The sequence below is a fragment of the Hydrogenophaga sp. IBVHS1 genome (assembly GCF_002127265.1).
GTDB lineage: Bacteria > Pseudomonadota > Gammaproteobacteria > Burkholderiales > Burkholderiaceae_C > Hydrogenophaga.
The window spans coordinates 2592632-2615642 of record NZ_NFUU01000001.1; the positions used below are offsets into that span (position 1 = coordinate 2592632).

The following is a 23011-nucleotide window of genomic DNA, read 5'->3' on the forward strand; positions in this document are numbered from 1 at the left end:
CCATCGGTCTGCCTGCCTGCAGAAGGCCAAATCTGCAAGATTTACCGCAAATGCTGCCGAAATTCAGCTCTACCGGACAGCGGTTGTGTGCATGCCGTCGATGTCGTAGCCCTGGGCCCGGGCCAACGCCAGCAATGCTTCAATTCGCGAAGGGTCCATCACCACGTTGCGTGACATGACGCGCAGATGTCGACGCCCCGGCTCACCCACCAGCGCCTCCGTGCAGTCGGCATCCACGTGCATGACCCAGTGATCGTCCCAGGCACCTGGCCACCAGCGCGTCCAGCTCGCGAGAAAACTCACCTTCAGGCGCGCGCCTCCGCTGCCAGGCACTACCCGCATCGCGCCACTGGATTCGTGCACACGGCCGCTGCGCGACGGCACCTGGCGGCGCACCGTGACGCCAGGTGTTCCGTCCGGTTCCCGGGTCAACGCCAGGTGGGTGGTGGCCAGGCTCAAACCCGCAGACTCGCGACGGCAGGAGAAACGAGCCACTTCATGCCACTGCCCCATGTAGCGCGGCAGATCGAGGTGCGGCACCGTCGCAGGGCCTGCGGGTCGGTTCGTCAAGAGGCGTTTCACCACCGGTGCAGCCATGCCGAGCACGGTGATCGTGGAAGCGGGACTCAAACGGGGCCGAAGAAAACGCGGCAACAGCGGCCACAGCATGAGCAACACACCAGCCCAGGGCACCATGGACCGCCGTGGCCTGATGGCAGACCGCGCACCTTGCCTGACATCCTGCCAACGGTTCTGAATGCCGATTTCACGCGCGATCAGGCGGCGCTCCACCCTGGCAATCTCATAGGCCAGCGCATCCATGCCGCGCGGCAGGCCGCTGGCCTCGGAAGGGATCGATTCAGTGTGCGGTGCGGGGGACATGGGCTTCTTCATCAAGTGCTTCATCGATGGGCATTGGTGCCCTGAACATCAACTGGCGGCGAGTGGCGGGCAGCCCCAGCGTGGGGATCAAGCGGCGGATGCGGTTCACCGCCCACCAGCCCAGCAGCACGTGGGCTACCAGCGCCACCCCCAGGGCCATCGCCCAGGTCAGGCCGGCGGCCACAAGACCCACCAGCAGCAATGCCCACACAATCAGCCACCCGGTCATGCCCAGCACCGTGAGTGCCATGCCCAGGCAAGCCATGTGCAGCAAGGCAAGCCCCGCGCGTTGCAACTCCAGCGACAGCAATTCCACCCGGTCACTGACCAGACCTGGCAGATCGCTGAGCAGCCCGCCCAGCAACGCGCTGAGCGATGCCGGGCGGCGGTCACCGTCGGGTGACGAAGAGGTGTCGTCCTGGAATTGGTTCATCGCACGGGGCCCGGACGAAACACGTTGAAGATGGACAGAAGAACAATGGCTCCCACCATGGCGACCAGCAGCGCACCCAGGCTGAATTCATGCGGAGCGGCTTCAGCCAGACCGACCATGGGCGACAGCAACCAGCCCCCGAGTGCGGCACCGAAGACGCCCACCATCAAATTCGGCAGAAGGCCCCGCTCACCATCGCTCAGCAAGACCACGCTGGCCACCATGCCCAGCACCCCACCGGCCACCAGCCACAGAAGGAAATTGATCATGGGAATGCTCCTCAAAGGGTTGAACAGCCGTCGTCCGCCGGCTGCGGCAGTGCAATGGCAATCCACATGCCCGAGGCGTTGCAGGACGCCGCGAAAGCCGCTGCAGGCACAGCGCATGCCCAGCAGAGACCCGCACCCCCAGTAAAAAGCCCGAACGGAGGAAAATCCCGCCCATGAACCGCGCCTTCACTTGCGTCTGCAAACACCCCATTTTTTTTCGCAACAGCGTTTGCCTGGCCTGCATGAAGCCGCTGGGCTACGACGCCTTGCGCGGCAAGCTGCTGCCCCTGGAGCCGACCGATACCCCGGGTTTGTGGCGCAGCGTGGAAACCGGCACGCGAGAGCGCCTGTACAGGCGCTGCGTGAACCTGGCCACTGCGGCCGCCTGCAACTGGCTGACGCCTGTGGACTCGGCCGAAGAGGTGGCACCCGAGCTCTGCCTGTGCTGCCGGCTCACGCGCACACTGCCCGATCTCGGCACGCCCGAACACGCCGAATGGTGGGGCCGGATCGAACTGGCCAAGCGCCGCATGGCCTCTTCGCTGCTGGCCCTGCGCCTGCCGCTGGTGCCCAAGTCTGAAGATCCGGCGCGCGGACTGGCCTTTGACATTCTGGTCAGCCTGCCTGGTGGGCCACCGGTGGTGACGGGGCACGAGGATGGCGTGATCACGCTGGACGCGCACGAAGCCGACGACGCCACGCGCGAGCAGCGCCGCGCGCTGCTGCGGGAGCCCTACCGCACGCTGTTGGGCCATCTGCGCCACGAATCGGGCCACTACTACTGGCAGCGCCTGGTCGAAAACTCGCCGTGGCTGGAGTCGTTTCGCACTGTGTTCGGCGACGAGCGCATCGACTACCAGCACGCGCTGCAGGAGCACTACAACCGAGGGGCACCGGCCGACTGGAGCACGCGCCATGTGAGCGCCTATGCCAGCTGCCACCCATGGGAAGACTGGGCCGAGACCTGGGCTCACTACCTGCACATGCGCGACACGCTGGGCACCGCTCGTGGGTTCGGCATTCGGGGAAACCGGGTGGAACTGGCGGGCGAACCGTATGGCCCGTCGGTGCTGGAGGAAGGCGAAGGCGACGAGCACACCAACGCGCGCTTCCTGAGCTGGCTCAATCACTGGATGAAGCTCACGGTGGCACTCAACGAGATCTCGCGCAGCATGGGCGTGATGGACATCTATCCCTTCGTGCTGTCACAGCCGGCGGTGCGCAAACTGCACCTGGTTCACCGGATCATTGCCCACAAGGCGCCGCGCGGAGGCCGGCGCCGCAGTGCCGTACCCGCGCCCGTGCCTGAGTCGCTGGAAGCCACGTCATGACACTCACCGGCCTGAACACCGCACTGCTGGCGGCGGTTCTCATAACCGCCAGCGGCTCGCTCAACGCCCAGACCCAGCCTTTGTCCGACGGCGCGCGGCAGACGGTGGCCTGGGTGAAGGGCCAGCGCGATCTGCTGGGACAACCCTTCGTCGTGCTCGACAAACAGCTTGCACATGCTTGGGTGTTCGATGCGAATGCGCGCCTGGCGGGCGCCACGCCGGTGTTGTTGGGCTCGGCCAAAGGGGACGATTCGGTGCCGGGCATAGGGGAGAAACCCATTGCAGCCATCCTTCCACACGAACGCACCACGCCTGCCGGGCGGTTCCATCTGGAGCCCGGAAAAAACGCCAAGGGTGAGCGAATCTACTGGGTGGACTACGACGCCGCTGTATCGATGCACCGCGTGCGGTCGGCCAACGCCAGTGAGAGAAGACTGGACCGGCTTGCCACCAGCGACGTGGCGGACAACCGCATTTCGTACGGTTGCATCAATGTGCCGGAAGCTTTCTATAACGAAGTCATCGATGGGCTGTTTGCCTCTGGCAAGGGCTCGATCTACATCCTGCCCGAGACGCGCCCGATCTCTACCCTGCTGAAATGAGCCAGCGGGGCCGAAGCCCCGCTGGAATTGCCGATAGTTACATCAGTTGCGGTCGGCACGCGGCTCGCGCATCGTGGTGCCGCTGGCGCTGCCGGAGCTGGGCATCGTCGAAGGGCTGGTCGATGGCGTGGTCGAGGGCGTGGTTGACTGGGTGGTCGAAGGCATGGTGCCGGAGCTGGAGCCCGTGGCCGGCGGCGTGGTAGCCGGCGTCGTCGAAGGCGTCATCGTGCCGGGGCCAGTGGTGCCCGAGCCAGTGGTGCCAGGGCCTGCTGTGCCGGGCGCAGCTTGCGCGAAGGCCAGGCCGCTGGCCAGGGCAAGAGCAAGACCGCAGGCAGAAGCGGTGGCGGTGCGAATGATGGTGTTGTGGGACATGTTGGCTCCTGATGTCAAAGAATGTTCAACGTCAGTTGCGCTCACCGTAGATTCGGTTTGCGGCTGACGCCAACCTTCATTGGCAAGGGGTGTGCCCAGTCCCGACCGTCAGTCAGTCGTAATCGCGAGGCAGAAGGATCTCGAACCGGGTGCCAGATGCGTCGGAGTCCACCGCCACGGTGGCATCGAGCAACTCGCACAGCCGCTTGACGATCGACAGACCGATGCCCTCCCCATGCTTGTCGCTCTGCTGCGTGGAGCCAGCTTCCGGTACACCCGCGTCCTCTTCATCGATGTGGGTGACCTTGTCTTCCTTGGTATCAAAGGCCACCTGATCCGAATGCTGCGTAGCCACTTCCAGCGCGTTCTTCAGTTCGGAAGCGCCGTCGTGGCCAATGCCAGGACCGGTGTCTGCAACGACCAGCATCCAGCGGTCGCGATCTTCCGGACCACAATCCCCCCAGGAGAGTTCAAGTCCACCTTTGTGCGTGTAACGAATCGCGTTGAGCACCAGGTTCTGGGCGATGCGGTGCAGCTTGACGGCATCGGAGCGCACCTCGAAAGACGCGGGTCCGTTGAGCTTGAAACTCAAGCCCTTTTGTTGCGCATGTCCTTCCAGCGATTCCCACAATTCGCGAAACAACGGCGCCACGTCCACCGCGTCCACATTGCGTTCCTCCTGCCCGCTTTGCAGACGCGCCAGCACCGTCACGTCGTCGAGCAGACGGTGCAGCGCCTGCACGTTCTTGCCCAGCAGACGCAGAAAAGTCTCCTGCACCTCGGGGTCTGCATGGCGCGCCCCAAGCCCCGCCGTGGCGTTGCTGACCACGCCCAGATTGCCACGCAGGTCGTGCGCGGCCTCCTGCCAGAGCTGCGCCCTTTGCTGCTCCATGCGGCGAAGGGTTTCCAGCCCGTGCTCGAGGCTGCGGGTGTAGGCGGTGGCCTCGATCTGTTGCAGCTTGAAGTATTGCGTGGTGCTGGCCCCCACGGCCACGCTGTAAATCTGCGCCCAGAGCAGGCGCGCGCGCGCCATGACCTTGGGGGACTGAGCTGGCGGCCCTTCGGCGAGCCGTTCGAGTTCGCTGACCACGCACTCGTTCAGGCGCCCCAGCTCGCGAACCACTTCGGCCAGCCCGAACCCCTGCTGCCACCGGTGCAGCCCGTGCGCCGCTGCATCGCCGAGCCGCTCGGCTTCGCTCGATTGCGAGCGCAGGTGCTCCTCAAATCCCTCCAGGACAGCAGGAATGTGGTCATTGAGCTGGGAGTGCGGCAGGGAATCGCCGCTGGTCAGCGTGGCATCGGCCGCCACCGAAGCTCGCCATGCCTTCAGGATGGCGTCGCGACGGGCGGCGAGCTGGTCGGCCAGTGCGTTGAATGGATTTTCAGGGGCAGGCATCGGGTACCTTCGAACGGGTGGGCCGCCAATTCTGCACTGGAACGCGGCGGCGAACTCAGCGGTCGCGCGACGAGTTCGGCCCCGACTCCTGCTCGCGTTGGATGGACCGGCCGATCCGGCGAAGCCACACCAGCACCACCAGAATGAAAATCGTCGCCAGCAGGGCAATGCCCGTGTGGCCCATACCGGCGGCCATGCCCACGGCGGCGGTGGCCCAGATGCCTGCGGCGGTGGTCAGGCCATGGATGCGACCCTCTTCCTGATCCTTGAGCACCGCACCGGCGCCCAGAAAACCAATGCCAGAAACAAGTCCCTGCACCACACGGCTGAGCTGGTCATCGTCCATGCCGGTTTCCAGACAGATCAGCACGAACAGCGCCGCCCCCAGCGACACCAGCATGTGTGTGCGCAGGCCGGCTTCCGCATCGCGGCGTTCGCGGTCCCAGCCAATGGCCGCGCCCAGCAGCAAGGCCTCGCCCATGCGCCAGGTCGCGCGGGTGATTCGCTCCACCTCGGTCAGGTCTGCAAACTCGGCCTGCAGCGTGGTCAGAATGGTCTGGAGCACCGACATGGGTTCAGGCTTTCGTGTCGAGAGTGGTTACCGCCTCGCCCTCGCGCCAGCGCGCGATGCAGCGGTGCAGTTCGCTGAGCACCACGGGTTTGATGAAGTGGTGGTCGAAGCCGGCGGCAGCAGAGCGCTGCCGGTCTTCGGGCCGCTCGCGCCCGGTCAGCGCCACAATGAGCATGCGGGTGCCGGGCATCGATGCGCGCAGGCGACTCGCCACCGAATTGCCGTCCATGGCGGGCATGCCGATATCGAGAATCGACACTTGCGGCCGGATGCGCTGCGCCACGACCAGCGCCTCGTTGCCATCGTGGGCCATGTGGACGGTGTGGCCTTCGATCTGCAAGAGCAGGGCCAGGGATTCGGCGCCATCGTGGTCGTCGTCGGCGATGAGGATGCACAGACCAGGGCCTGGAGATGGGGGCGAAGCGTCGTTCATGGGGGTTCCAGGCGGGCGGGGAAAGCGACGGCCCATTCTCCACGCAGCCAGGGCCTTCAGCAACTCAGACCATAAAAAAGGGATGTTGAGCATTCAACATCCCTTTCCCGTTGTGAGGCAGGCGCCCTGACTCAGAAGCGGTGCACGTAGCCGAGGCTGGTGGTGGTGACTTCCTGCTTGCCCACGCCGGCGAAGCGCATGTCGTAGCGGTTCCATTCCAGCACGATCGAGGAGCGCGGTGTCAGGTCGTAGCCGACGCCAGCACCGTACGTTGGGGCCCATCCACTTTCCCTGCCCGTGGCGATGCCGGAGAGAGGACTGGCAGAGACTTCTGTGCGGCTGTACGTGGTTCCCAGCTTGCCAAACACATTGAACGCACCCAGTGGCACGCGGCCGACCAGGCTCAAATTGATACCGTGCGCCTTGCTGGCGCCCCCACCGCGTCGCATCTTGCCCAGGTTCACGTAACCGAGTTCGGCGCCCAGGTACTGCGTGAACATGCCACCGGTGTACAGATTGAACGAAGTCGAGCTGTCCGAGCAGCTGAAGCCACCTGCGCCGCAACCCAGGTCGTAGTCGGGCCGACCGACGTTGATGCCGACATAGCCCTGGGTGGAATAGGGAATGATCGAATAACCGCCTTCACCAGGCATGCGAGGCCCGGTCGTGGGGACGGCACCTGAGGTGGAGCCACCTGCGGCCTGGGCGAGAACGGTGGTGGACCCGTTGTTGGCGGGCGCCGACGTTTGGGCAGAGACCGAGCACGCAACGGCCATGGCTACGGCGGCCAGTGGCCACGTCTTGTAGGAGGAAAGGGAGCGGTTCATGGGCAAGTCCTGGTTGGAGTTGAGAAAAACTGCGCCAGAAGTGGAATGCAGCGCAAGTTGCTGGCAATCGGGATGCCCGGCACTTGAAGCTGAAGCTGGAGGGCTGCGCGGCGCCACCCTCCCCTTGCGGCAAAAATTGCCGCACCCCCTTCGATCGACTGAAACAGAGGGATCGACGTGCCCCTCTTCACCGGGTACGCCACGTGCCACATCCCCTGGGTCGGATGCGGCGGGCGCTACACCCCCGTCGGGCCCGGCGTCCCATCCACTTTCAAGAAGGAACGCCATGAAAGACAAGACCACCATCAACACCCTCAACAACCTCATCGAAACCTGCAAGGACGGTGAGTACGGGTTCAAGACCAGCTCGGAGCACGCGCAGGAGCCACAGATCAAATCGTTGTTCATGACCCGCTCGCAGGACTGCCGCCAGGCGGCCGCGGAGTTGCAGAGCCTGGTCGTCCAGCTCGGCGGCAAACCTGAAGACAGTGGCACGGCAAGTGGCACGGTGCATCGGGGCTGGGTCGCGGTGAAGGGCACCCTCTCGGGCTACACCGACCTGGCCATGCTGGAGGAAACCGAGCGCGGTGAAGACACGGCGATGGACCGTTATCGCGAAGCGCTGAAGGAAGAACTGCCGCTGGAAATTCGCAGCGTGGTCGAAGCCCAGTTGCAAGGCGTCAAGCGCAACCACGACCAGATCCGCAACTTGCGCAACAAGTACAGGGCCACCGCAACCTGAATGCGATCGCCGCGTTAAAAAGCCCGCTTCACTCAGCGGGCTTTTTTTCGGGCTTGTGGTCAGAAGGCGCCGGATGGCGCTCCGCCCATTCGGCGTCGCTGTGACCGTCACCCACCGGGTCCGCGCTCTCGTCTTCAGGCGGTGCCGGTGGGGCGGGCCGCCCTGAGGTATCCCTGGGGCCTGGCATCAGCGTGTCAGGCGGGCCAGCACCATGCCGGCGGCCAGCGCCACAGCCACCGAAGCCAGCGGGTGTTCACGCACCGTGCCGCGCAGGTTGTCGGTCCATTCGTCGCCGACTTCGCGTGCCCGGTTCATCTGGGCATGCAGGGCCTCGTTGGCGTGGGCCACCGTCGACTCGAGTTTCTGCACAGCAGGTGCCGCCTTCTCAGCCAGACGGTCGACGGTTTCATGCGCGCCTTGGGCCACACGCGCAACCCTTTCATTGCTGTCGGCAGCGCTGGTGGCACCAGGAGCGGCGTTGGAAGTGGGATACAGGCTGGCGTTGGTCATGAAGAATCTCCTGAAGGGTGTTGAGCGAAGGGCCCATCGCGTCAAGGACACGATGCGAACCCGTCTTGCACATCAGGGCAATCCGCGTGCCTGCCTAGCTTTTGTCGTCAGCGGCGTATTGCTTCAGGCGGTTGTAGAGCGTCTTCAGGCTGATGCCCAGCGCAGCGGCGGTGCGCTCCTTCTGTCGCCCATAGTGTTCCAGCGTGGCCAGAATGAGCTTCTGCTCTGCGTCCGCCAGCGAAATGCCCACCGGGAGCACCACTGCGTCGCCCAGCGCATCGGGAACTGTTGCGGCTGAAGCGGGCTCCGGGCTGCGCAACACCGGTGCTGCGGTTTCGGTGCTGACGACGGGCTGGGCCTGCGGCCAGCCAGAAGGGTGCGGCAGCCATTGCGTGTCGATGGTGCCGCCGGGCGCCATGACGTAGGCGCGCTGAACGGCGTTGCGCAGTTCGCGCACGTTGCCAGGCCAGTGGTAAGCACTCAGCTGCGCCAGTGCCTCGGGCGAGAAGTTTTTTTCCTTGCCCTCCTGTTCGCCGATGAGGCGCAGGAAACGGCCCGCCAGCAGCGGCACATCGGACAGCCGCTCGCGCAGCGGCGGCACTTCGATGGGAAACACGTTCAGCCGGTACATCAGGTCCACACGCAAGTGCCCCTCAGCGACGGCCTGCATCGGCGAGCGGTTGGTCGCCGCGATGATGCGCACATCGGTTTCCTGGCTTTGCGTGGCGCCCACGCGCATGAAGCGGCCCGTTTCCAGCACCCGCAGCAGTTTCACCTGCAGGTCCATCGGCATTTCGGTGATCTCATCCAGGAACAGCGTGCCGCCGGCTGCGCGCTCGAAGAAACCCTGGTGCTGTCGATCCGCGCCCGTGAAGCTGCCCTTCTCGTGGCCAAAGATTTCGCTCTCGATCAGGTTGGGCGAGATGGCGCCGCAGTTGACGCCGAGAAACGGCATCTTGCGCCGGCGGCTGAGTTCATGAATGGTCTGCGCCACCACCTCTTTGCCGGTGCCGCTCTCGCCGGTAATGAACACCGTGACACCGGAACCCGCCACGCGGCTGATCTGCTCGTAGACGCGCAGCATGCAGGGCGAGCGCCCCCACAGTTGCCCGAAGTTGCCGGTGCTCGCGAGGTTGGCGGTGAGGCCCGCCACCTCCGCCTTGAGCAACGCGGGTTTGGTGACCCGCGAGAGCAGTCCCTGCAGGTGCTTCAGCGTGACGGGCTTGACGAGGTAATCCACCGCGCCCAGGCGCAGCGCGAGGATGGACGTTTCCAGGCTCGCATGGCCCGTCATGAGAACCACCTCTGAGTCGGCGAGCAGCTCGGGATCGGCAAACAGGTCCATGCCGCTGCCATCGGGCAGGCGAAGATCCAGCAGCACCAGATCGGGTGTCTGCAGGGCGAGTTGTTTGCGCGCATCGCGCAGGGAATTCGCGGTGGCCACGGTCAAACCCTGCAGCGCGATGAGCTCGCTGAGCATCGCTGCGGAGTCGACGTCGTCGTCCACGATCAAGGCATGGGTCATCGAGGTATTTTTCCTGGGGGCGCACGGTTTCCGCGGCAGCGCGCGGCGGCGCCCATGATGCCATTTTTCTGAACACTGACGATCCCGAGAGGTGCTCTCCCAGTGGAATGGCGGCTTGTCGGCCGCTCAGTGCACAACGACAAAAGGATTGGGTTTGCCGGGTGGATCGCCTTCGGGCGGCGTGTCCGGGCCGGGGGTGCCCGGTTCTTCAATGTCCGGAGGGACTTCGGTCGGGCGCCCGGGTGGTGAATCGGGATACGGCGGCGGAACGGGCGGTGCGGGTTGTGGCACTTCCGGTGCATGGCCGCTGATGCGCAGCAAAGTCTGGTCATTCATGGGAGCCTCCTGGTTGCTGATGGGCCGGTAAGGGCCAGGTTGAATCTGCGGCAAGCCATGTGCCCGCTGGTTTCACCGTCGTTGTGCACCACGGGCACGCGCTTTGCCCTGTGTGCTTTCAGGTGAAACATCCACCAGGAGACTGCATGAAGCAAAAACGCCCCGATGGGGCCGACCACCACGCGCCACGCGACCCCGTCGACCGCTCGCCGAGGGCACCCGGCTCCACCCCGCCGCAAGGGGATGACGAGCACATGGAATTGCCGCACGAGCGCGACCAGTCGACACAGAACACCGCCGCCGAGCCGGACGCGGAAATGAAACAGGCCAGCAAAGACCTGGCGGAAGGTCAGGTGGATACCGACATGCGGGCTTCCCCAGGGCTGGACGCGGAGCAGCGCAAGCGCTATGTGCCCGGTGCGGGAGGGCAAAAACCCGAGCCCGCTCCAGCCTCAGGCCCGCCCGACCGGACGGGGCGGCGCCGGTGAATCCACCGCCGCGCCCGGATCTTCCTCGCCGGCCACAGACACCAGCGAGTTGTTGATGTGTGTGCGAGGCTGCCGAGCAGGCACCGGTCGGCGCCGCTGGATGAACGCCCACATTGCCATCAACCCCAACAGCGGAAAAAGAAACCGTGATCTCATGGGGATACCTCCTCGGCCAGTGGGGCAAATGCCATTCCCGCCATGGCGATCGGGGCGGCAGGCACCGCGATTGCCTGCAGCTGTGGCACGGACGCATCGGCGATGGACGCCAACGCGCCGCAGGAGAACCCATGACCCGCAGAACCCTTCAACAAGCCTCCATCGTGGTGGCCCTCCTGCTCGGCGGCAACGCTTCAGCAGATACCCTTGCCCAACAGGACCAGACTTTTCTTGAGCAGGCTGCGCACAACGGCCACGCCGAACTCTCGGCTGGGCGCCTGGCGCTCATCAAGGCCCGCAACCCGCAGGTGCAGGCTTTTGCCCAGCGCATGATTGAAGATCACACCCGCATCGGTGAAGAGCTGGTGACGATCGCCACCGCACGCAACTACAAACCACCTACGGAGCCATCGATGCTGCAGAAGGGCAAGGAAATGGTGATCGGTGGCATGGCCGACGAAACCTTCGACCGCCGGTACGTGATTCAAATGGGCGTGGAGGCGCATCAGGACACCATCCGCCTGTTCGAGAAGGCTGCCAACGAGGCGCGCGATCCGGAGGTCAAGGCATTCGCCACGAAGCACCTGCCACGCCTGCGCCAGCATCTGCAGGATGCGCGGGAGCTCAAGGTCAAGGTGGAGCCGACGGCACCACCACCCAGGCGCTGAGGGGTGGCGTTACCCCAGTCGCAGGGCCATTGCGCCTGCGACGATCACCGCCGTGCCAATCGCGCGCTGCAAACCGAATTTTTCCTTCAGCAGCAGCGTGCCCAGGATGGCCGCGAAAAGCACCGAGGTTTCGCGCAAGGCAGCAATGCTCGCCACGGGCGCGCGCGTCATGGCCCACAGCGCAATGGCGTAGGAGCCAATGGACGCGATGCCACCCAGCGCCGCCATGGGCCAGCGCTGCCGGGCGTAGGCCACGATCTGGCGACGGCTTGCACGGTCGCGGCGCGACCACACCAGCAGCGGGTAGGCGATCCCATTGAGCACGAACAGCATCAACACATAGCGCAGTGCGTTGCCACCCGTGGCAACCTCGGCGCGCACGCCCAGGCCATCCACCACCGTGTACAGGGCGATGATGCCGGCGTTGGCAAACGCATACAGCAGCGCTTTGCGGTGGTGCAGCGCCTCGCCGGGGTGGGCCAGCCCCACCAGCGCCACACCAGTGGTGATGCCGATCACCCCGGCCCACGCGGCCAGACTCGGCGTTTCCCCGATCAGGCTGCCACTGCCCAGTGCCACGAGCAGCGGCGCGAAGCCGCGCATGATGGGATAGGTAAGGCCCAGCTCGCCATGCTGGTAGGCGCCTGCCAGCGCAACGAAGTAGCCAATGTGGAGGACCACCGATGCGGTGATGAAGGGCAGGCCCGCAGGTCCCGGCAGCCCGACGATCAGCAGCAGCGGCAGAGCCATCAGGGAGCCGACCAGATGGAGCAGAGCGGTGTCGAGCGATTTGTCGCCGCTGCTCTTCACCAGCGCGTTCCAGGCGGCGTGCAGCAAGGCGCCCACCAGCACAGCGGCCATCACGGGCCAGGTCAGGGTCAGCAAGGGTCGGGTTCCAGAGAGCTGCGCGGCATGAACAGGGGCGGCAGGGAGGGTTGGGGCCCCGATTGTCGGGCAAGCCGGCCGGCCCGTCGCCAGCGAGCCTCGACGCCAACGGGTATTCTCGCGGGGTTGTCCGCTCGCCCACGTCAATGGAAACGTCATGAACACCCAGAAGCTTGATCAACTGCGCGCCATCTTGCGTGAATCCGGCATCGACGAAGGTTTGAAGTTTCTCAACGAACTCACGGACCACCGCTACACCGCCGTGTACCGGTTGCACGACTCCGTGTTGAAGAACCTTGCGCTGTACGACAAGGCCGGCGAGGTGAAGCCCGAGTACCTCGCCGAAGTGCCGCTGGATGTGAGCTTCTGCCAGTTCGTGCTGCGCGACGGAAAATTTCTCACCAGCGATTCCGCTCGGGATGAACGCCTCGACGGGCATCCCTACAAGGGCGTGATGATGGCCTACCACGGCGTGCCGGTGAGCGATCAGCGCGGGCAGCTCGTGGGCACCTTGTGCCATTTTGATCTGGTGGAGCGAAACCTGTCGGACGACAACTACCAGCTGCTCCAGCAAGCCGGCGTCGTCCTCAGGGACTTCCTGGCGACCGACTGAGCGGGTCACCCCAACCGGTCAGCCCGAATGTCCGCGGCGCGCGCGGTGATCGCGCTGCGTTCGGCTGGCGCGATGCGGGCAAGGTTTTTCACCTGCAGTGCCAACCGTGGATGGGCGGTGAAACGCGCCTCCTGCCGCATCAGGAAATCCCAGTACAGCGTGGTAAACGGGCAGGCGCGTTCACCGGTGCGCAACGCAGGGTTGAAGCGGCACCCATGGCAGTGGTCGCTCATGCGATCGATGTACCGACCGGTGGCGATGTAAGGCTTGCTGGCCAGCAAGCCGCCATCGGCGTACTGGCTCATGCCCAGCGTGTTGGGCAACTCCACCCACTCCACCGCGTCCACATACACGCTGAGGTACCAGCCGTGCACCTGCTGGGGTTGCACACCATAGAGCAGGACAAAAAGCCCCGTCACCATGAGGCGCTGGATGTGGTGCGCATAACCGTGTTGCAGCGTCTGCCCGATCGCGTCGGCGAGACACCGCATGGGGGTATCGCCGGTCCAGTACCACGCCGGCAGGTCGTGGTGGGCGTCCAGCGCATTCACCGCGGCGTACTCCGGCATCTTCAGCCAGTAGATGCCGCGAACGTACTCGCGCCAGCCCAGAATCTGGCGAATGAAGCCCTCGGCTGAAGGCAGCGGCACATGGCCCTTGCGCCAGGCCGATTCGGCGGCAGCGATCACCTCGCGGGGATCGAGCAGCTTCAGGTTCAGGGCTGATGCCAGGTGGGCGTGGTACAGCCAGGGTTCACCGGTCCACATGGCGTCCTGCCAGCGGCCGAAATGCTCCAGACGTTCGTCAATAAACACCTGCAGGACCTTCAGGGCCTGCTGCCGAGTGACGGGCCAGCCAAACGGCGCGGCCTGGCCCGGGTGGTCCTTGAACCGCGAGCCCACCAGGTCGATCACCTGTTGCGTCATTTCGTCGGGCTCGAAACGCGTGGGTGGTGGCAGAAAGCCCGGTCCGTTGGGTCCGAATGCCTCGCGGTTGTCGGAGTCGAAGTTCCATTCACCACCGCACGGCAGCGTGCCCTCCATCAGAATGCCGTGCTCGCGCCGCATCTCCCGGTAGAAGTACTCCATGCGCAATTGCCGCCTGCCACGCACGTGGGCAGCGAACTGCTCGTTGCTGCACAGGAAGTGGCGGTCCTCCAGCACGTCCAGCGGCGTGTTGCCAACGGCGGCACGCAGCGCCTGCAGCACACGCCAGTCGCCGGGCTGCGTGAGCCGCACCCGCTGCGGCTGCCACCTTGCCAGCGCTTCACCGAGCGCATCGCCCAGCCCGCCCTCGCGCAATTCCTCGTAGTCCAGGGGCACACCTTCGTCGCGCAGCGCGGCAGCGAAATGGCGCATGGCCGCCAGGAACTGAACGATGCGCTGCTGGCTGCTCCACACATGCGTGCTTTCCTCGCTGGCCTCGCACATCCAGACCCGGTCCCGCGCCGGATCGAAGCCGTCGAAAACACTGGCGTCGCGGTTGAGCTGGTCACCCAGCACCACCAGCAGATGGCGGCAATGCGCCGTCATGCGTCGCCCTTGCGGCGGCGGCAGGCGTCGGAGCAGTAGCGCACCTCATCCCAATTTTTCGCCCATGCACGGCGCCAGCTCATGGGTCGGCCGCACACAGCGCACGGCTTGCTGGGCAGCGAGCGCTTGTTGCCCTTGAATTGCTTGTCGTCGCTCACCTGAACTTCCTTCACCTAAGATATCGCGCTTCACCCAAGTCATTGATGAAACACGATTTTTCAGACAGCGACACCGCCGCCGCAGGCCTGTCCCAGCACACGCCCATGATGCAGCAGTACCTGGCGCTGAAGGCCGGGCACCCCGACACGCTGCTGTTCTACCGCATGGGCGACTTTTACGAGTTGTTCTTTGCAGATGCCGAGAAAGCCGCTCGGTTGCTCGACATCACGCTCACGCAACGCGGCCAGTCGGCTGGCCAGCCCGTGGTGATGGCGGGCGTGCCGTTTCACTCGGTCGACACCTACCTGGCGCGGCTGATCAAGCTGGGTGAATCGGTCGCGATCTGCGAACAGGTGGGCGACGTGGCCACGGCCAAGGGGCCGGTGGAGCGCAAGGTGGTGCGCGTGGTCACGCCCGGCACGCTGACCGACAGCGAGCTGCTCTCCGACAAGACCGAGGCGCTGCTGATGGCCGTGCATCCCGGCGCGCGCACCGGCTGCGGCCTGGCGTGGATGTCGGTCACACAGGGCATCGTGTTCCTGGCCCAATGCGCGAGCGACGAACTGGCCGACTGGGTGGCCCGCATCGGCCCGGGCGAACTGCTTTACAGCGCCGAGGCCACGCCCGCTTTCGAGCGCTCGGTGCAGACCCTGGCCAGCCAGAGCAGCAGCAACGGCGCGCGGCTGGTCGCGGTGCTGCGGCCCGCCTGGGCTTTCGACGCGGGGCTGGGCCAGCGCAAGCTGCTGGAACAACTGCAGGCCGCCAGCCTGGCCGGCTGGGATGCGCAGGATCTGCCCGACGCCCATGCCGCTGCCGCCGCGCTGCTGCAGTACGCCGAACACACGCAGGGCCGCGCGCTCACCCATGTGCGCAGCCTGCAGGTGGCGCGCAGCGGCGAGCGCATCGACCTGCCCGCCAACACGCGGCGCAACCTCGAACTCACGCAGACGCTGCGCGGCGAGACCAGCCCCACGCTGTTTTCGCTGCTGGATGTCTGTGGCACCGGCATGGGCAGCCGCGCGCTGCGCCAGTGGCTGCTGGAACCTCGGCGCGACCGCACCCAGGCGCGCGATCGCCTGGCCGCCATCGGCGTGCTGCGTGGTGGCCTTTGGCAGGGCCTGCGCCAGTCGCTCAAAGGTTCGAGCGACGTGGAACGCATCACCGCACGCACCGCGCTGCGGCAGGTGAAACCGCGCGAACTCGTGGGCCTGGCCCAGACGCTGGAGCGCGCACAGCAGCTCGCTCGCCAGCTCGGCCATCAACCCGGCAGTGCGCTGCTGCAAGGCATCGCCCAGCATCTGACCCCACCATCGGGCTGCGCCGATCTGCTGCGCGCCGCGCTGCTGCCCGAACCGGCCGCGCTGGTGCGCGACGGCGGCGTGATCGCCGATGGCTTCGACGCCGAACTCGATGAGCTGCGTGGCATCCAGACGAACTGCGACGACTTCCTGGTGGACCTGGAGCAGCGCGAGCGGACCCGCACCGGCATCACCAACCTGCGCGTGCAGTTCAACAAGGTGCACGGCTTCTACATCGAGGTCACGCAAGGTCAGGCGTCGAAGGTGCCCGACGACTACCGCCGCCGCCAGACACTGAAAAACGCCGAGCGTTTCATCACGCCCGAACTCAAGGCCTTTGAAGACAAGGCGCTATCGGCACAAGACCGCGCGCTGGCGCGCGAGAAGTGGTTGTACGAACAACTGCTCGATCAGCTGCAGAACTTCATCGCTCCGCTCACGCAACTGGCCCGCGCCATGGCCGCGCTGGACGCGCTGTGCGCCCTCACCGAACGCGCGCTCACGCTCAACTGGTGTGAGCCGCAGTTTGTGCCCGAGCCGTGCATCCACATTCGCGGTGGGCGCCACCCGGTGGTGGAAGCGCGCCTGAACGAAACCAGCGGCGGCAGCTTCATCGCCAACGACACGGTGCTCGGCCCGAAGCAGCGCATGCAGGTGATCACCGGCCCCAACATGGGCGGCAAGAGCACCTACATGCGGCAGGTGGCGGTGATCGTGCTGCTGGCCAGCATGGGCAGTTGTGTGCCCGCCACCGAGTGCCGGCTCGGCCCTATCGACGCCATTCACACCCGCATCGGCGCGGCCGACGACCTGGCCAATGCGCAGTCGACCTTCATGGTGGAGATGACCGAAGCGGCGCAAATTCTGCACGCCGCCACCCCCGAGAGCCTGGTGCTCATGGACGAGATCGGGCGCGGCACATCCACCTTTGACGGTCTGGCGCTGGCGGGTGCCATCGCCACGCACCTGCACGACAAATCGCGCGCCTTCACGCTGTTCGCCACGCACTACTTCGAGCTCACCGAATTTCCGGCAAAGCACCATGCGGCGGTCAATGTGCATGTGAGTGCGGCCGAAGCGGGCGGCAAGTCGGGCGGGATCGTTTTCCTGCACCAGATCGAGCCCGGCCCGGCCAGCCGCAGCTACGGCATTCAGGTGGCGCGGCTGGCTGGCGTGCCGGCCGGTGTGGTGCAGCATGCGCGACACGCCCTGGCGGCGCTGGAAGCGCAAAGCGAGGAAAGTCGCAGCCAGGTGGACCTGTTCGCGCCGCCACCTGCCACACTCGAACCCGAGACACACCCGCTGCAGGCCGCCCTGCAGGCGATCGACCCCGATTCCCTGACCCCGCGCGAGGCGCTGGAACAGCTCTACACACTCAAGAAACTGAGCAAACCATCATGACCTATTGCGTCGCCGTGAAACTCAATGCCGGCATGGTTTTCCTGTCGGACTCCCGCACCAACGCCGGACTCGACCAGATCAGCACCTTCCGGAAAATGATCGTCTACGAGAAGCCGGGCGACCGCTTCATGTGCCTGCTTTCCGCTGGCAACCTGAGCGTGTCGCAATCGGTGCGCGAGATCCTTCAGATCGAACAACTCGAAGACATCGACGGAGGCGAGCCCATCACCATCTGGAACGCCAAGAGCATGTTCGACGCCGCGCGCGTGCTGGGTTCCGCAGTGCGCCATGTGTATGAGCGCGATGGCGATTCGCTGCAGCGCTCGGGCGTGGAGTTCAACGTGTCGATGATCTTTGGTGGCCAGGTGCAGGGTGAGGGCATGCGCCTGTTCCAGGTGTATTCGGCCGGCAACTTCATCGAGGCCACATCGGAAACGCCGTTCTTCCAGATTGGCGAGTCCAAATACGGCAAGCCGGTGCTCGACCGCGTGATCACGCCCGAAACCCCGCTGGACGAGGCCGCCAAGTGCGTGCTGGTTTCGATGGACTCGACGCTGAAATCCAACCTGTCGGTGGGCCTGCCACTGGACATGGCGGTGTACGAGGCCGACCGGCTGCAGTCCGACAAGATCACCTGCATCGACGACAACAACCCCTACTTCCGCATGGTGCACAACACCTGGGGCCAGAAGCTGCGCGAGGTGTTCGACAGCATCGAGGACCCGACCTGGGACGGTGCCCACACCGAAGTGCCTTTGCTGTGCAGCACGCCGCGCAGCCAGCCGCTGAAGAAGATCACCAACGCGCGCGAGAAACTCATCTGAGGTCTCGCGTTGTCGCTGATCATCTTCTCCCACGCCAACAGCTTTCCCGCCAGCACCTACGGCGTGCTGTTCAAATCGCTGCGCGCGCGCGGACATGCGGTGCGCGCGGTGGACCGATTCGGCCACGACCCGCGCTACCCCGTCACCAGCAACTGGCCGTTCCTCGTGCAACAGCTGGCCGATTTCGCCGCGCCCGAAATCCAGCGCCACGGCCAGGGTGCCTGGCTGGTGGGGCATTCGCTGGGCGGTTTTCTCAGCCTCATGTGCGCCGCGCGCCATCCGCGCCTGGGCGGTCACGCGGTGCGCGGCGTGGTGCTGATCGATTCGCCCTTGCTGGGCGGATGGCGGGCGCGCGCGCTGGAGCTCGTCAAACACACGCAGCTGGTGGGATCGATCACGCCGGGCAAGGTCAGTCGGGGCCGCCGCAAGGTCTGGCCCGACAGCGACGCTGCGCACGCTCACTTTCTCTCCAAGCAGGCCTTCGCCCAATGGGACCCGCAGGTGCTGCGCGACTACATCCACCACGGCACCCACGACCACACCGATGCGCAGGGGCGGCCGCAGCGAGTGCTCGCCTTCGATCGCGACATCGAGACTTCGATCTACAACACCTTGCCCCACAACCTGGACCGTTTGCTGCGGCGCCACCCACTGGGCTGCCCCGTGGGATTCATCGGCGGCACGCGCTCGCTCGAAATGAAGCAGGTGGGCATGGCCATGACGTTGCGGCTGGTGGGCAACAACCATCCTGAACGGCTGACCATGGTGGAGGGCAGCCACCTGTTTCCAATGGAAAAACCACAGGAAACGGCCAACGCCATCGACGCGATGCTGCACTCACTGGCGCAGAAACAAGCTCATCCGGTATAACGCTCTCAACCCCCACCTGCCCCACCACCCAGCCCACGCCCATGACCACCTCTGCTCCCACGGGGACCCTGGCGCTCAGGTACTGGCAGAAGCTGGTGGACTGGCAACCGGAGCGGCGCAGTGTGTGGAACCGCTACACGGTGGCGTTGCTGGTCACCTTGCTGGCCGGCTGGCTGCGCATGGAACTGGCGCCCGCCGAATCGGGTGGGCGCTTCATCACGCTCTCGCTGGCCGCTGCCGTCTCCGCGCTCTACGGCGGCTTTCGCGTCGGCATGTTCAGCACCGTGATCGGCATGCTGCTGATCAACTTTTTTCTGGTCAAGCCCTATCTCAGCTTCGCCATCGACAACCCGGTCGAAGCTTTCTGGCTCAACCTGTGGCACTTCATCACCCAGATCGTGGTGGTCGGCGCCATTGCGCTGATGCAGCGCCGCAACCGCGACCTGCGCGCGGCCACCGCGCAGCTTGAAGAAAGCAAGCGCAAGCTGGAGGACACCTTCGAGCAGGGTGCCACCGGCATGGCGCACAGCCACATCGATGGCCGCTGGATTCGCGTGAACCAGACCTATTGCGACCTTGTGGGCTACACCAAGGAAGAAATGCTGAACATGCATTTCCGCGATTTCACGCACCCGCAAGATCTCGCGATCGACATGGCGCAGCTCCAGCGCACGCTCGATGGCGAGATCACGCACTACAGCTTCGAGAAGCGCTACATGCACAAGCTGGGCCATGTGGTGTGGGTTTACCTCACGCTCTCGCTGGTGCGCACCGAAGCGGGCGAGCCCGACTATCTGATTGCCGTGGTGCAGGACATCACCACGCGCAAGGCCACCGAAGAAGCCCTGCGCACCAGCGAGCAACTGCTGCGTCAGGCGCACAAGATGGCGGGCCTTGCGAGCTGGCAGGCCGACGTGTCCACGCGCCGTTTCACCACGCTGGCGCAATCGCACGGCGTGCTGCACCTGCCCTCCCCGGAGTTCACCGATGAGGAACTGCTAGCGCGCACACACCCCGAAGATCGGCCGCTGGTGCTGCAGCGGTGGTACGAGGCCGTCAAGGGCGCGTTCAAGTACGACATCGAGTACCGCATGAACTTCGACGGCGAGGACCGCTGGTTCTCCGTGCAGGCGGAGTTCGAGCGCAACGCACAAGGCCGCGCGGTGCGCGCGCTGGGCGTGACGCAGGACGTGACCGAGCGCAAACGCAGCGAAATGGAAATCCAGCGGCTCAACGCCTCGCTGGAACAGCGCATTCGCCTGCGCACGCAGGCGCTGGAGGCCGCCTACGAGGAGCTGGAGAGCTACTCCTACGCGGTTGCGCACGACCTGCGCTCACCGCTGCGCATCATCAACGGCTTCGCGCAGGCGTTGCGCGAGGACAACCCGGCCATGGACGCCGAGAGCCAGGCGCACCTGGAACGCATCATGGGCGCGAGCAAGAAAATGGGCGAGCTCATCGACGGCCTGCTCACCCTCTCGCAGTTCGCGCGCGGTGAGCTGCGGCGCGAACCGGTCGACATCAGCGCCCTCGCCACGCGCCTGCTGGAAGAGTTTGCGGCCACCGATCCACAGCGTCGGGTGCAGTGGCGTGTGGACCCGGGCCTGCAGGCCATGGGCGACCCGCCACTGATCGACGCGCTGATGCAGAACCTGCTGCACAACGCCTGGAAATACACCGAGCAGACGCCGCTGGCTTCGGTGCGCGTGTACGCGCAGCGGCGAGACGGAAAAACCTGGTTCTGCGTCAGCGACAACGGCGCGGGCTTCGACATGGCGCGCGCCGCCAAGCTGTTCCAGCCGTTCCAGCGCCTGCACATGCCCAACGAATTCAGCGGCCTGGGTATTGGCCTGGCCACGGCGCGGCGCATTGTGCAGCGCCACGGCGGCGAGATGCAAGCCGAAGCGGAGCCCGGCAAAGGCGCCACCTTCCGATTCACCTTGATCTGAGCAACCGTTCGCGCCGCCAGGCGGCGTTTCGCGAACGAAGGCGGTGAATCCGTCGCAAACGCATGGCAAAGGCAGCAGGGCGCCGGCACAGTCCGCCCCACCTGCCCACCTCCAAGGAGTTCGCCATGCAGCTCACCCCCGTCATTGCCATCCACATGGCGGCCGCCCTGGCCGCCCTGCTCATCGGCCCGCTCGCCCTCTGGGCCCGCCGCCAGCCGGCAGGCCAGCGCCCCCGTTTGCACCGCGCGGCCGGCTACGCCTGGGTCACGCTCATGCTGATCACGGCCATCTCGGCCATCTTCATCAGCGACCCCCACATGCCCAACATCGCCGGGTTTTCGGCGGTGCACCTGCTGGTGCCGGTGGTGCTGGGCGCCCTGTTCTTCGCCTTCCGCTTTCTGCTGCACGGCAACGTGCGCGGCCACCGCATCACCATGCTCTCGCTCTACTTCGCCGGCTGCGTGGGCGCGGGCGCATTCACCCTGCTGCCTCACCGCACGCTCGGCCAGCTGGTCTGGGGCCAGTGGCTGGGCCTGGCCTGAATTTCCTTCCTCAACCTTCTGGAGATCACCATGACCTCAACATCGCGCCCCCTGTCCGACGAAGCACTCGAGCGCCGCGCGCGCCAGCGCGCCGGTGCCCGCATGGGCTGGTACGCCCACGCCATCGTTTTCCTGGCCGTCAACACTGTGCTGGCCTCCCTCTCGCTCGCCAGCGGCCGGCACTGGGCCATCTACCCCGCGCTGGGCTGGGGGCTGGGGCTGCTCATCCACGGCGTGGTCGTGTGGATCGTGCTGGGCGGCGGTGGCCTGCAGGACCGCCTGGTGGCGCAGGAACGCGAGCGCCTGGTGCGCGAACGCAGCGGTTTGTGATAGCGACGCCCGCCGTGCGGGATACTGCGGCCATGCCGCCGCTCAAGCCCGCCACCATTGCCCGCCGCGCCCTCGCCGCCGTGGTGTTCAACACCGTGATCGCGCTGGCCATCACGGTGGTCGGGGGCGAGAGCTTTGCGGTGAACATGGTGTATTCGCAGTTCATCGGCACGTTCATCTGGGTGTTCATCGACGGTGGGCGCTACGTGCTCAATTCGGGCGGCTGGCCCGGCGCGCCGGCCATGGCGGCGCTGGTGGTGGTGTCGGTGCTGGCGTCTTACCTCATGGGCAGCGTCTCGGCCAACTTCCTGCTCGGCCGCGAGCTGCTGCTGGGGCTGAACAATTTTCCGCGCGCCACGCTCGGCTTTGTGCTCATGTCGCTTTCGGCGGGCGGCTTTGGCGCCTACTTCTTCACCAGCCGCGAAATGCTGGCGCGCGCGCGGCTGGCGCAAGAAGAGGCGCAGCGCCAGGCGAGCGAGGCGAGGCTGAAGCTTCTCGAATCGCAGCTCGAACCGCACATGCTGTTCAACACGCTGGCCAACCTGCGCGCCCTGATCGGCACCGACCCCGAGCGCGCCACGGCCATGCTCGACCGGCTCAATGGCTACCTGCGCGCCACGCTCACCGCCTCGCGCACCGAGGCCACGGCCGGACGCCACACGCTGGCCGAAGAATTCGCGCGGCTGCGCGACTACTTGGAGCTCATGGCGGTGCGCATGGGCCCGCGCCTGCGCTACACGCTCGACCTGCCCGACACCCTGGCTGCGCACCACGTGCCTCCGCTGCTGCTGCAACCCCTGGTGGAAAACTGCATCCGCCACGGGCTCGAACCCAGCCGGGAAGGCGGCGAATTGCGCGTGAGTGCGCGCCAGGGAACCGGTGGGCTGGAACTGGAAGTGAGCGACACCGGCGTAGGCTGCGAGCCCGAACCCAAACCCGGCTTCGGTCTTGCTCAGGTGCGCGAACGGCTCGACACCGCCTACCCAGGCGTGGCCCGGCTCGATTGGCACAGCCGCCCCGGCGGCGGCACCCGCGCCCTGCTCACACTCCCATTGAAGGCTGCCTGA

27 protein-coding genes are annotated in these 23011 nt (G+C 65.7%); 13 read left to right on the forward strand and 14 right to left on the reverse strand.

Going from position 1 to position 23011, the window contains the following annotated elements; all coding sequences use genetic code 11:
* Positions 1-69: 69 nt before the first annotated feature.
* Genes CAP37_RS12475 through CAP37_RS12485 form a run of 3 tightly spaced genes read right to left on the reverse strand, consistent with a single transcriptional unit; the run spans position 70 to position 1584 of the window.
* Entirely contained in the window at positions 70-882 is an 813-nt protein-coding gene (locus CAP37_RS12475) for a lipocalin family protein (RefSeq protein WP_179190199.1), read from the reverse strand.
* A complete protein-coding gene (locus tag CAP37_RS12480; RefSeq protein WP_086124458.1) occupies positions 860-1315 on the reverse strand; it encodes a phage holin family protein in 456 nt (151 codons plus the stop codon). Before CAP37_RS12480 ends, CAP37_RS12475 begins: the two co-directional genes overlap by 23 nt.
* Positions 1312-1584, reverse strand: coding sequence for a GlsB/YeaQ/YmgE family stress response membrane protein (locus CAP37_RS12485; RefSeq protein WP_256926955.1), 273 nt, complete (start codon positions 1582-1584; stop codon positions 1312-1314). The genes CAP37_RS12480 and CAP37_RS12485 overlap by 4 nt, the downstream gene beginning before the upstream one ends.
* A gap of 173 nt (positions 1585-1757) precedes the next feature.
* Between CAP37_RS12485 and CAP37_RS12490 the strand changes: the two genes are divergently transcribed.
* On the forward strand, positions 1758-2915 hold the full coding sequence (locus tag CAP37_RS12490) for a putative zinc-binding metallopeptidase (protein WP_086124459.1): 1158 nt from the start codon (positions 1758-1760) through the stop codon (positions 2913-2915).
* Complete coding sequence (locus tag CAP37_RS12495; RefSeq protein ID WP_086124460.1) at positions 2912-3517, forward strand: L,D-transpeptidase; 606 nt, start codon at positions 2912-2914, stop codon at positions 3515-3517. Before CAP37_RS12490 ends, CAP37_RS12495 begins: the two co-directional genes overlap by 4 nt.
* Positions 3518-3559: 42 nt before the next feature.
* On the opposite strand, the gene CAP37_RS12500 is transcribed toward CAP37_RS12495, so the two are convergent.
* From CAP37_RS12500 to CAP37_RS12520, 5 genes are all read right to left on the reverse strand, one after another.
* Positions 3560-3889, reverse strand: coding sequence for a hypothetical protein (locus tag CAP37_RS12500; RefSeq protein WP_086124461.1), 330 nt, complete (start codon positions 3887-3889; stop codon positions 3560-3562).
* A gap of 112 nt (positions 3890-4001) precedes the next feature.
* Complete coding sequence (locus CAP37_RS12505) at positions 4002-5285, reverse strand: sensor histidine kinase (protein WP_086124462.1); 1284 nt, start codon at positions 5283-5285, stop codon at positions 4002-4004.
* A 55-nt stretch (positions 5286-5340) separates the two neighbouring features.
* Positions 5341-5856, reverse strand: coding sequence for an MgtC/SapB family protein (locus CAP37_RS12510; RefSeq protein ID WP_086124463.1), 516 nt, complete (start codon positions 5854-5856; stop codon positions 5341-5343).
* 4 nt (positions 5857-5860) lie between these two features.
* On the reverse strand, positions 5861-6289 hold the full coding sequence (locus tag CAP37_RS12515; RefSeq protein WP_179190200.1) for a response regulator: 429 nt from the start codon (positions 6287-6289) through the stop codon (positions 5861-5863).
* 131 nt (positions 6290-6420) lie between these two features.
* Entirely contained in the window at positions 6421-7116 is a 696-nt protein-coding gene (locus CAP37_RS12520; RefSeq protein WP_256926956.1) for an outer membrane beta-barrel protein, read from the reverse strand.
* 286 nt (positions 7117-7402) lie between these two features.
* Between CAP37_RS12520 and CAP37_RS12525 the strand changes: the two genes are divergently transcribed.
* Positions 7403-7858, forward strand: coding sequence for a PA2169 family four-helix-bundle protein (locus CAP37_RS12525; RefSeq protein WP_086124465.1), 456 nt, complete (start codon positions 7403-7405; stop codon positions 7856-7858).
* Between the two features lie 186 nt (positions 7859-8044).
* Here the strand turns inward: CAP37_RS12525 and CAP37_RS12530 are convergent, their stop codons facing one another.
* The 3 genes from CAP37_RS12530 to CAP37_RS12540 all read right to left on the reverse strand — a co-directional run bounded on the left by CAP37_RS12530 (position 8045) and on the right by CAP37_RS12540 (position 10229).
* A complete protein-coding gene (locus tag CAP37_RS12530) occupies positions 8045-8368 on the reverse strand; it encodes a hypothetical protein (protein ID WP_086124466.1) in 324 nt (107 codons plus the stop codon).
* 94 nt (positions 8369-8462) lie between these two features.
* The gene (locus tag CAP37_RS12535; RefSeq protein ID WP_086124467.1) at positions 8463-9893 is read right to left on the reverse strand and encodes a sigma-54 dependent transcriptional regulator; all 1431 of its coding nucleotides are present in this window, start codon (positions 9891-9893) and stop codon (positions 8463-8465) included.
* A 126-nt stretch (positions 9894-10019) separates the two neighbouring features.
* Positions 10020-10229, reverse strand: a complete 210-nt coding sequence (locus CAP37_RS12540) for a hypothetical protein (RefSeq protein WP_086124468.1) — start codon at positions 10227-10229, stop codon at positions 10020-10022.
* Positions 10230-10375: 146 nt separating this feature from the next.
* On the opposite strand from CAP37_RS12540, the gene CAP37_RS12545 reads away from it, so the two are divergent.
* Positions 10376-10717, forward strand: a complete 342-nt coding sequence (locus tag CAP37_RS12545; protein ID WP_086124469.1) for a hypothetical protein — start codon at positions 10376-10378, stop codon at positions 10715-10717.
* A gap of 287 nt (positions 10718-11004) precedes the next feature.
* Positions 11005-11541 carry a DUF4142 domain-containing protein gene (locus tag CAP37_RS12550; protein ID WP_086124470.1) on the forward strand — a complete coding sequence of 179 codons (537 nt, stop codon included), beginning with the start codon at positions 11005-11007 and terminating at the stop codon, positions 11539-11541.
* Between the two features lie 9 nt (positions 11542-11550).
* On the opposite strand, the gene CAP37_RS12555 is transcribed toward CAP37_RS12550, so the two are convergent.
* Positions 11551-12426, reverse strand: a complete 876-nt coding sequence (locus CAP37_RS12555) for a DMT family transporter (RefSeq protein ID WP_256926957.1) — start codon at positions 12424-12426, stop codon at positions 11551-11553.
* A 157-nt stretch (positions 12427-12583) separates the two neighbouring features.
* Between CAP37_RS12555 and CAP37_RS12560 the strand changes: the two genes are divergently transcribed.
* The gene (locus tag CAP37_RS12560; RefSeq protein ID WP_086124471.1) at positions 12584-13039 is read left to right on the forward strand and encodes a GAF domain-containing protein; all 456 of its coding nucleotides are present in this window, start codon (positions 12584-12586) and stop codon (positions 13037-13039) included.
* A 5-nt stretch (positions 13040-13044) separates the two neighbouring features.
* Here the strand turns inward: CAP37_RS12560 and CAP37_RS12565 are convergent, their stop codons facing one another.
* Positions 13045-14571: a cryptochrome/photolyase family protein gene (locus tag CAP37_RS12565; RefSeq protein ID WP_086124472.1), complete on the reverse strand. Its 1527-nt coding sequence runs from the start codon at positions 14569-14571 to the stop codon at positions 13045-13047.
* On the reverse strand, positions 14568-14729 hold the full coding sequence (locus tag CAP37_RS12570) for a DUF2256 domain-containing protein (protein ID WP_086124977.1): 162 nt from the start codon (positions 14727-14729) through the stop codon (positions 14568-14570). The genes CAP37_RS12565 and CAP37_RS12570 overlap by 4 nt, the downstream gene beginning before the upstream one ends.
* Before the next feature lie 45 nt (positions 14730-14774).
* Between CAP37_RS12570 and mutS the strand changes: the two genes are divergently transcribed.
* From mutS to CAP37_RS12605, 7 genes are all read left to right on the forward strand, one after another.
* Positions 14775-17429 (forward strand): DNA mismatch repair protein MutS, encoded by a 2655-nt coding sequence (gene mutS / locus CAP37_RS12575; RefSeq protein WP_086124473.1) that lies wholly within the window; start codon positions 14775-14777, stop codon positions 17427-17429.
* The gene (locus CAP37_RS12580) at positions 17426-18253 is read left to right on the forward strand and encodes a proteasome-type protease (RefSeq protein ID WP_086124474.1); all 828 of its coding nucleotides are present in this window, start codon (positions 17426-17428) and stop codon (positions 18251-18253) included. Before mutS ends, CAP37_RS12580 begins: the two co-directional genes overlap by 4 nt.
* A gap of 9 nt (positions 18254-18262) precedes the next feature.
* Positions 18263-19123 carry an alpha/beta fold hydrolase gene (locus tag CAP37_RS12585; RefSeq protein WP_086124475.1) on the forward strand — a complete coding sequence of 287 codons (861 nt, stop codon included), beginning with the start codon at positions 18263-18265 and terminating at the stop codon, positions 19121-19123.
* Positions 19124-19164: 41 nt separating this feature from the next.
* Entirely contained in the window at positions 19165-21072 is a 1908-nt protein-coding gene (locus tag CAP37_RS12590) for a PAS domain S-box protein (RefSeq protein WP_086124476.1), read from the forward strand.
* Positions 21073-21197: 125 nt separating this feature from the next.
* Complete coding sequence (locus tag CAP37_RS12595) at positions 21198-21614, forward strand: DUF2306 domain-containing protein (protein WP_086124477.1); 417 nt, start codon at positions 21198-21200, stop codon at positions 21612-21614.
* Positions 21615-21644: 30 nt separating this feature from the next.
* Positions 21645-21944 (forward strand): 2TM domain-containing protein, encoded by a 300-nt coding sequence (locus tag CAP37_RS12600; RefSeq protein WP_086124478.1) that lies wholly within the window; start codon positions 21645-21647, stop codon positions 21942-21944.
* Between the two features lie 32 nt (positions 21945-21976).
* Positions 21977-23011, forward strand: coding sequence for a sensor histidine kinase (locus CAP37_RS12605; RefSeq protein ID WP_086124479.1), 1035 nt, complete (start codon positions 21977-21979; stop codon positions 23009-23011).

Bases quoted from the DNA above. Each gene is read 5' to 3' on its own strand.
- CAP37_RS12560 (WP_086124471.1), top strand. From the start codon at position 12,584: ATGAACACCCAGAAGCTTGATCAACTGCGCGCCATCTTGCGTGAATCC.
- CAP37_RS12535 (WP_086124467.1), bottom strand. From the start codon at position 9,893: ATGACCCATGCCTTGATCGTGGACGACGACGTCGACTCCGCAGCGATG.
- CAP37_RS12595 (WP_086124477.1), top strand. From the start codon at position 21,198: ATGCAGCTCACCCCCGTCATTGCCATCCACATGGCGGCCGCCCTGGCC.
- CAP37_RS12480 (WP_086124458.1), bottom strand. From the start codon at position 1,315: ATGAACCAATTCCAGGACGACACCTCTTCGTCACCCGACGGTGACCGC.
- CAP37_RS12580 (WP_086124474.1), top strand. From the start codon at position 17,426: ATGACCTATTGCGTCGCCGTGAAACTCAATGCCGGCATGGTTTTCCTG.
- CAP37_RS12540 (WP_086124468.1), bottom strand. From the start codon at position 10,229: ATGAATGACCAGACTTTGCTGCGCATCAGCGGCCATGCACCGGAAGTG.
- CAP37_RS12495 (WP_086124460.1), top strand. From the start codon at position 2,912: ATGACACTCACCGGCCTGAACACCGCACTGCTGGCGGCGGTTCTCATA.
- CAP37_RS12565 (WP_086124472.1), bottom strand. From the start codon at position 14,571: ATGACGGCGCATTGCCGCCATCTGCTGGTGGTGCTGGGTGACCAGCTC.
- CAP37_RS12505 (WP_086124462.1), bottom strand. From the start codon at position 5,285: ATGCCTGCCCCTGAAAATCCATTCAACGCACTGGCCGACCAGCTCGCC.
- CAP37_RS12545 (WP_086124469.1), top strand. From the start codon at position 10,376: ATGAAGCAAAAACGCCCCGATGGGGCCGACCACCACGCGCCACGCGAC.
- CAP37_RS12490 (WP_086124459.1), top strand. From the start codon at position 1,758: ATGAACCGCGCCTTCACTTGCGTCTGCAAACACCCCATTTTTTTTCGC.
- CAP37_RS12525 (WP_086124465.1), top strand. From the start codon at position 7,403: ATGAAAGACAAGACCACCATCAACACCCTCAACAACCTCATCGAAACC.
- CAP37_RS12590 (WP_086124476.1), top strand. From the start codon at position 19,165: ATGACCACCTCTGCTCCCACGGGGACCCTGGCGCTCAGGTACTGGCAG.
- CAP37_RS12530 (WP_086124466.1), bottom strand. From the start codon at position 8,368: ATGACCAACGCCAGCCTGTATCCCACTTCCAACGCCGCTCCTGGTGCC.
- CAP37_RS12520 (WP_256926956.1), bottom strand. From the start codon at position 7,116: ATGAACCGCTCCCTTTCCTCCTACAAGACGTGGCCACTGGCCGCCGTA.
- CAP37_RS12500 (WP_086124461.1), bottom strand. From the start codon at position 3,889: ATGTCCCACAACACCATCATTCGCACCGCCACCGCTTCTGCCTGCGGT.
- mutS (WP_086124473.1), top strand. From the start codon at position 14,775: ATGAAACACGATTTTTCAGACAGCGACACCGCCGCCGCAGGCCTGTCC.
- CAP37_RS12475 (WP_179190199.1), bottom strand. From the start codon at position 882: ATGTCCCCCGCACCGCACACTGAATCGATCCCTTCCGAGGCCAGCGGC.
- CAP37_RS12485 (WP_256926955.1), bottom strand. From the start codon at position 1,584: ATGATCAATTTCCTTCTGTGGCTGGTGGCCGGTGGGGTGCTGGGCATG.
- CAP37_RS12510 (WP_086124463.1), bottom strand. From the start codon at position 5,856: ATGTCGGTGCTCCAGACCATTCTGACCACGCTGCAGGCCGAGTTTGCA.
- CAP37_RS12605 (WP_086124479.1), top strand. From the start codon at position 21,977: ATGCCGCCGCTCAAGCCCGCCACCATTGCCCGCCGCGCCCTCGCCGCC.
- CAP37_RS12550 (WP_086124470.1), top strand. From the start codon at position 11,005: ATGACCCGCAGAACCCTTCAACAAGCCTCCATCGTGGTGGCCCTCCTG.
- CAP37_RS12600 (WP_086124478.1), top strand. From the start codon at position 21,645: ATGACCTCAACATCGCGCCCCCTGTCCGACGAAGCACTCGAGCGCCGC.
- CAP37_RS12515 (WP_179190200.1), bottom strand. From the start codon at position 6,289: ATGAACGACGCTTCGCCCCCATCTCCAGGCCCTGGTCTGTGCATCCTC.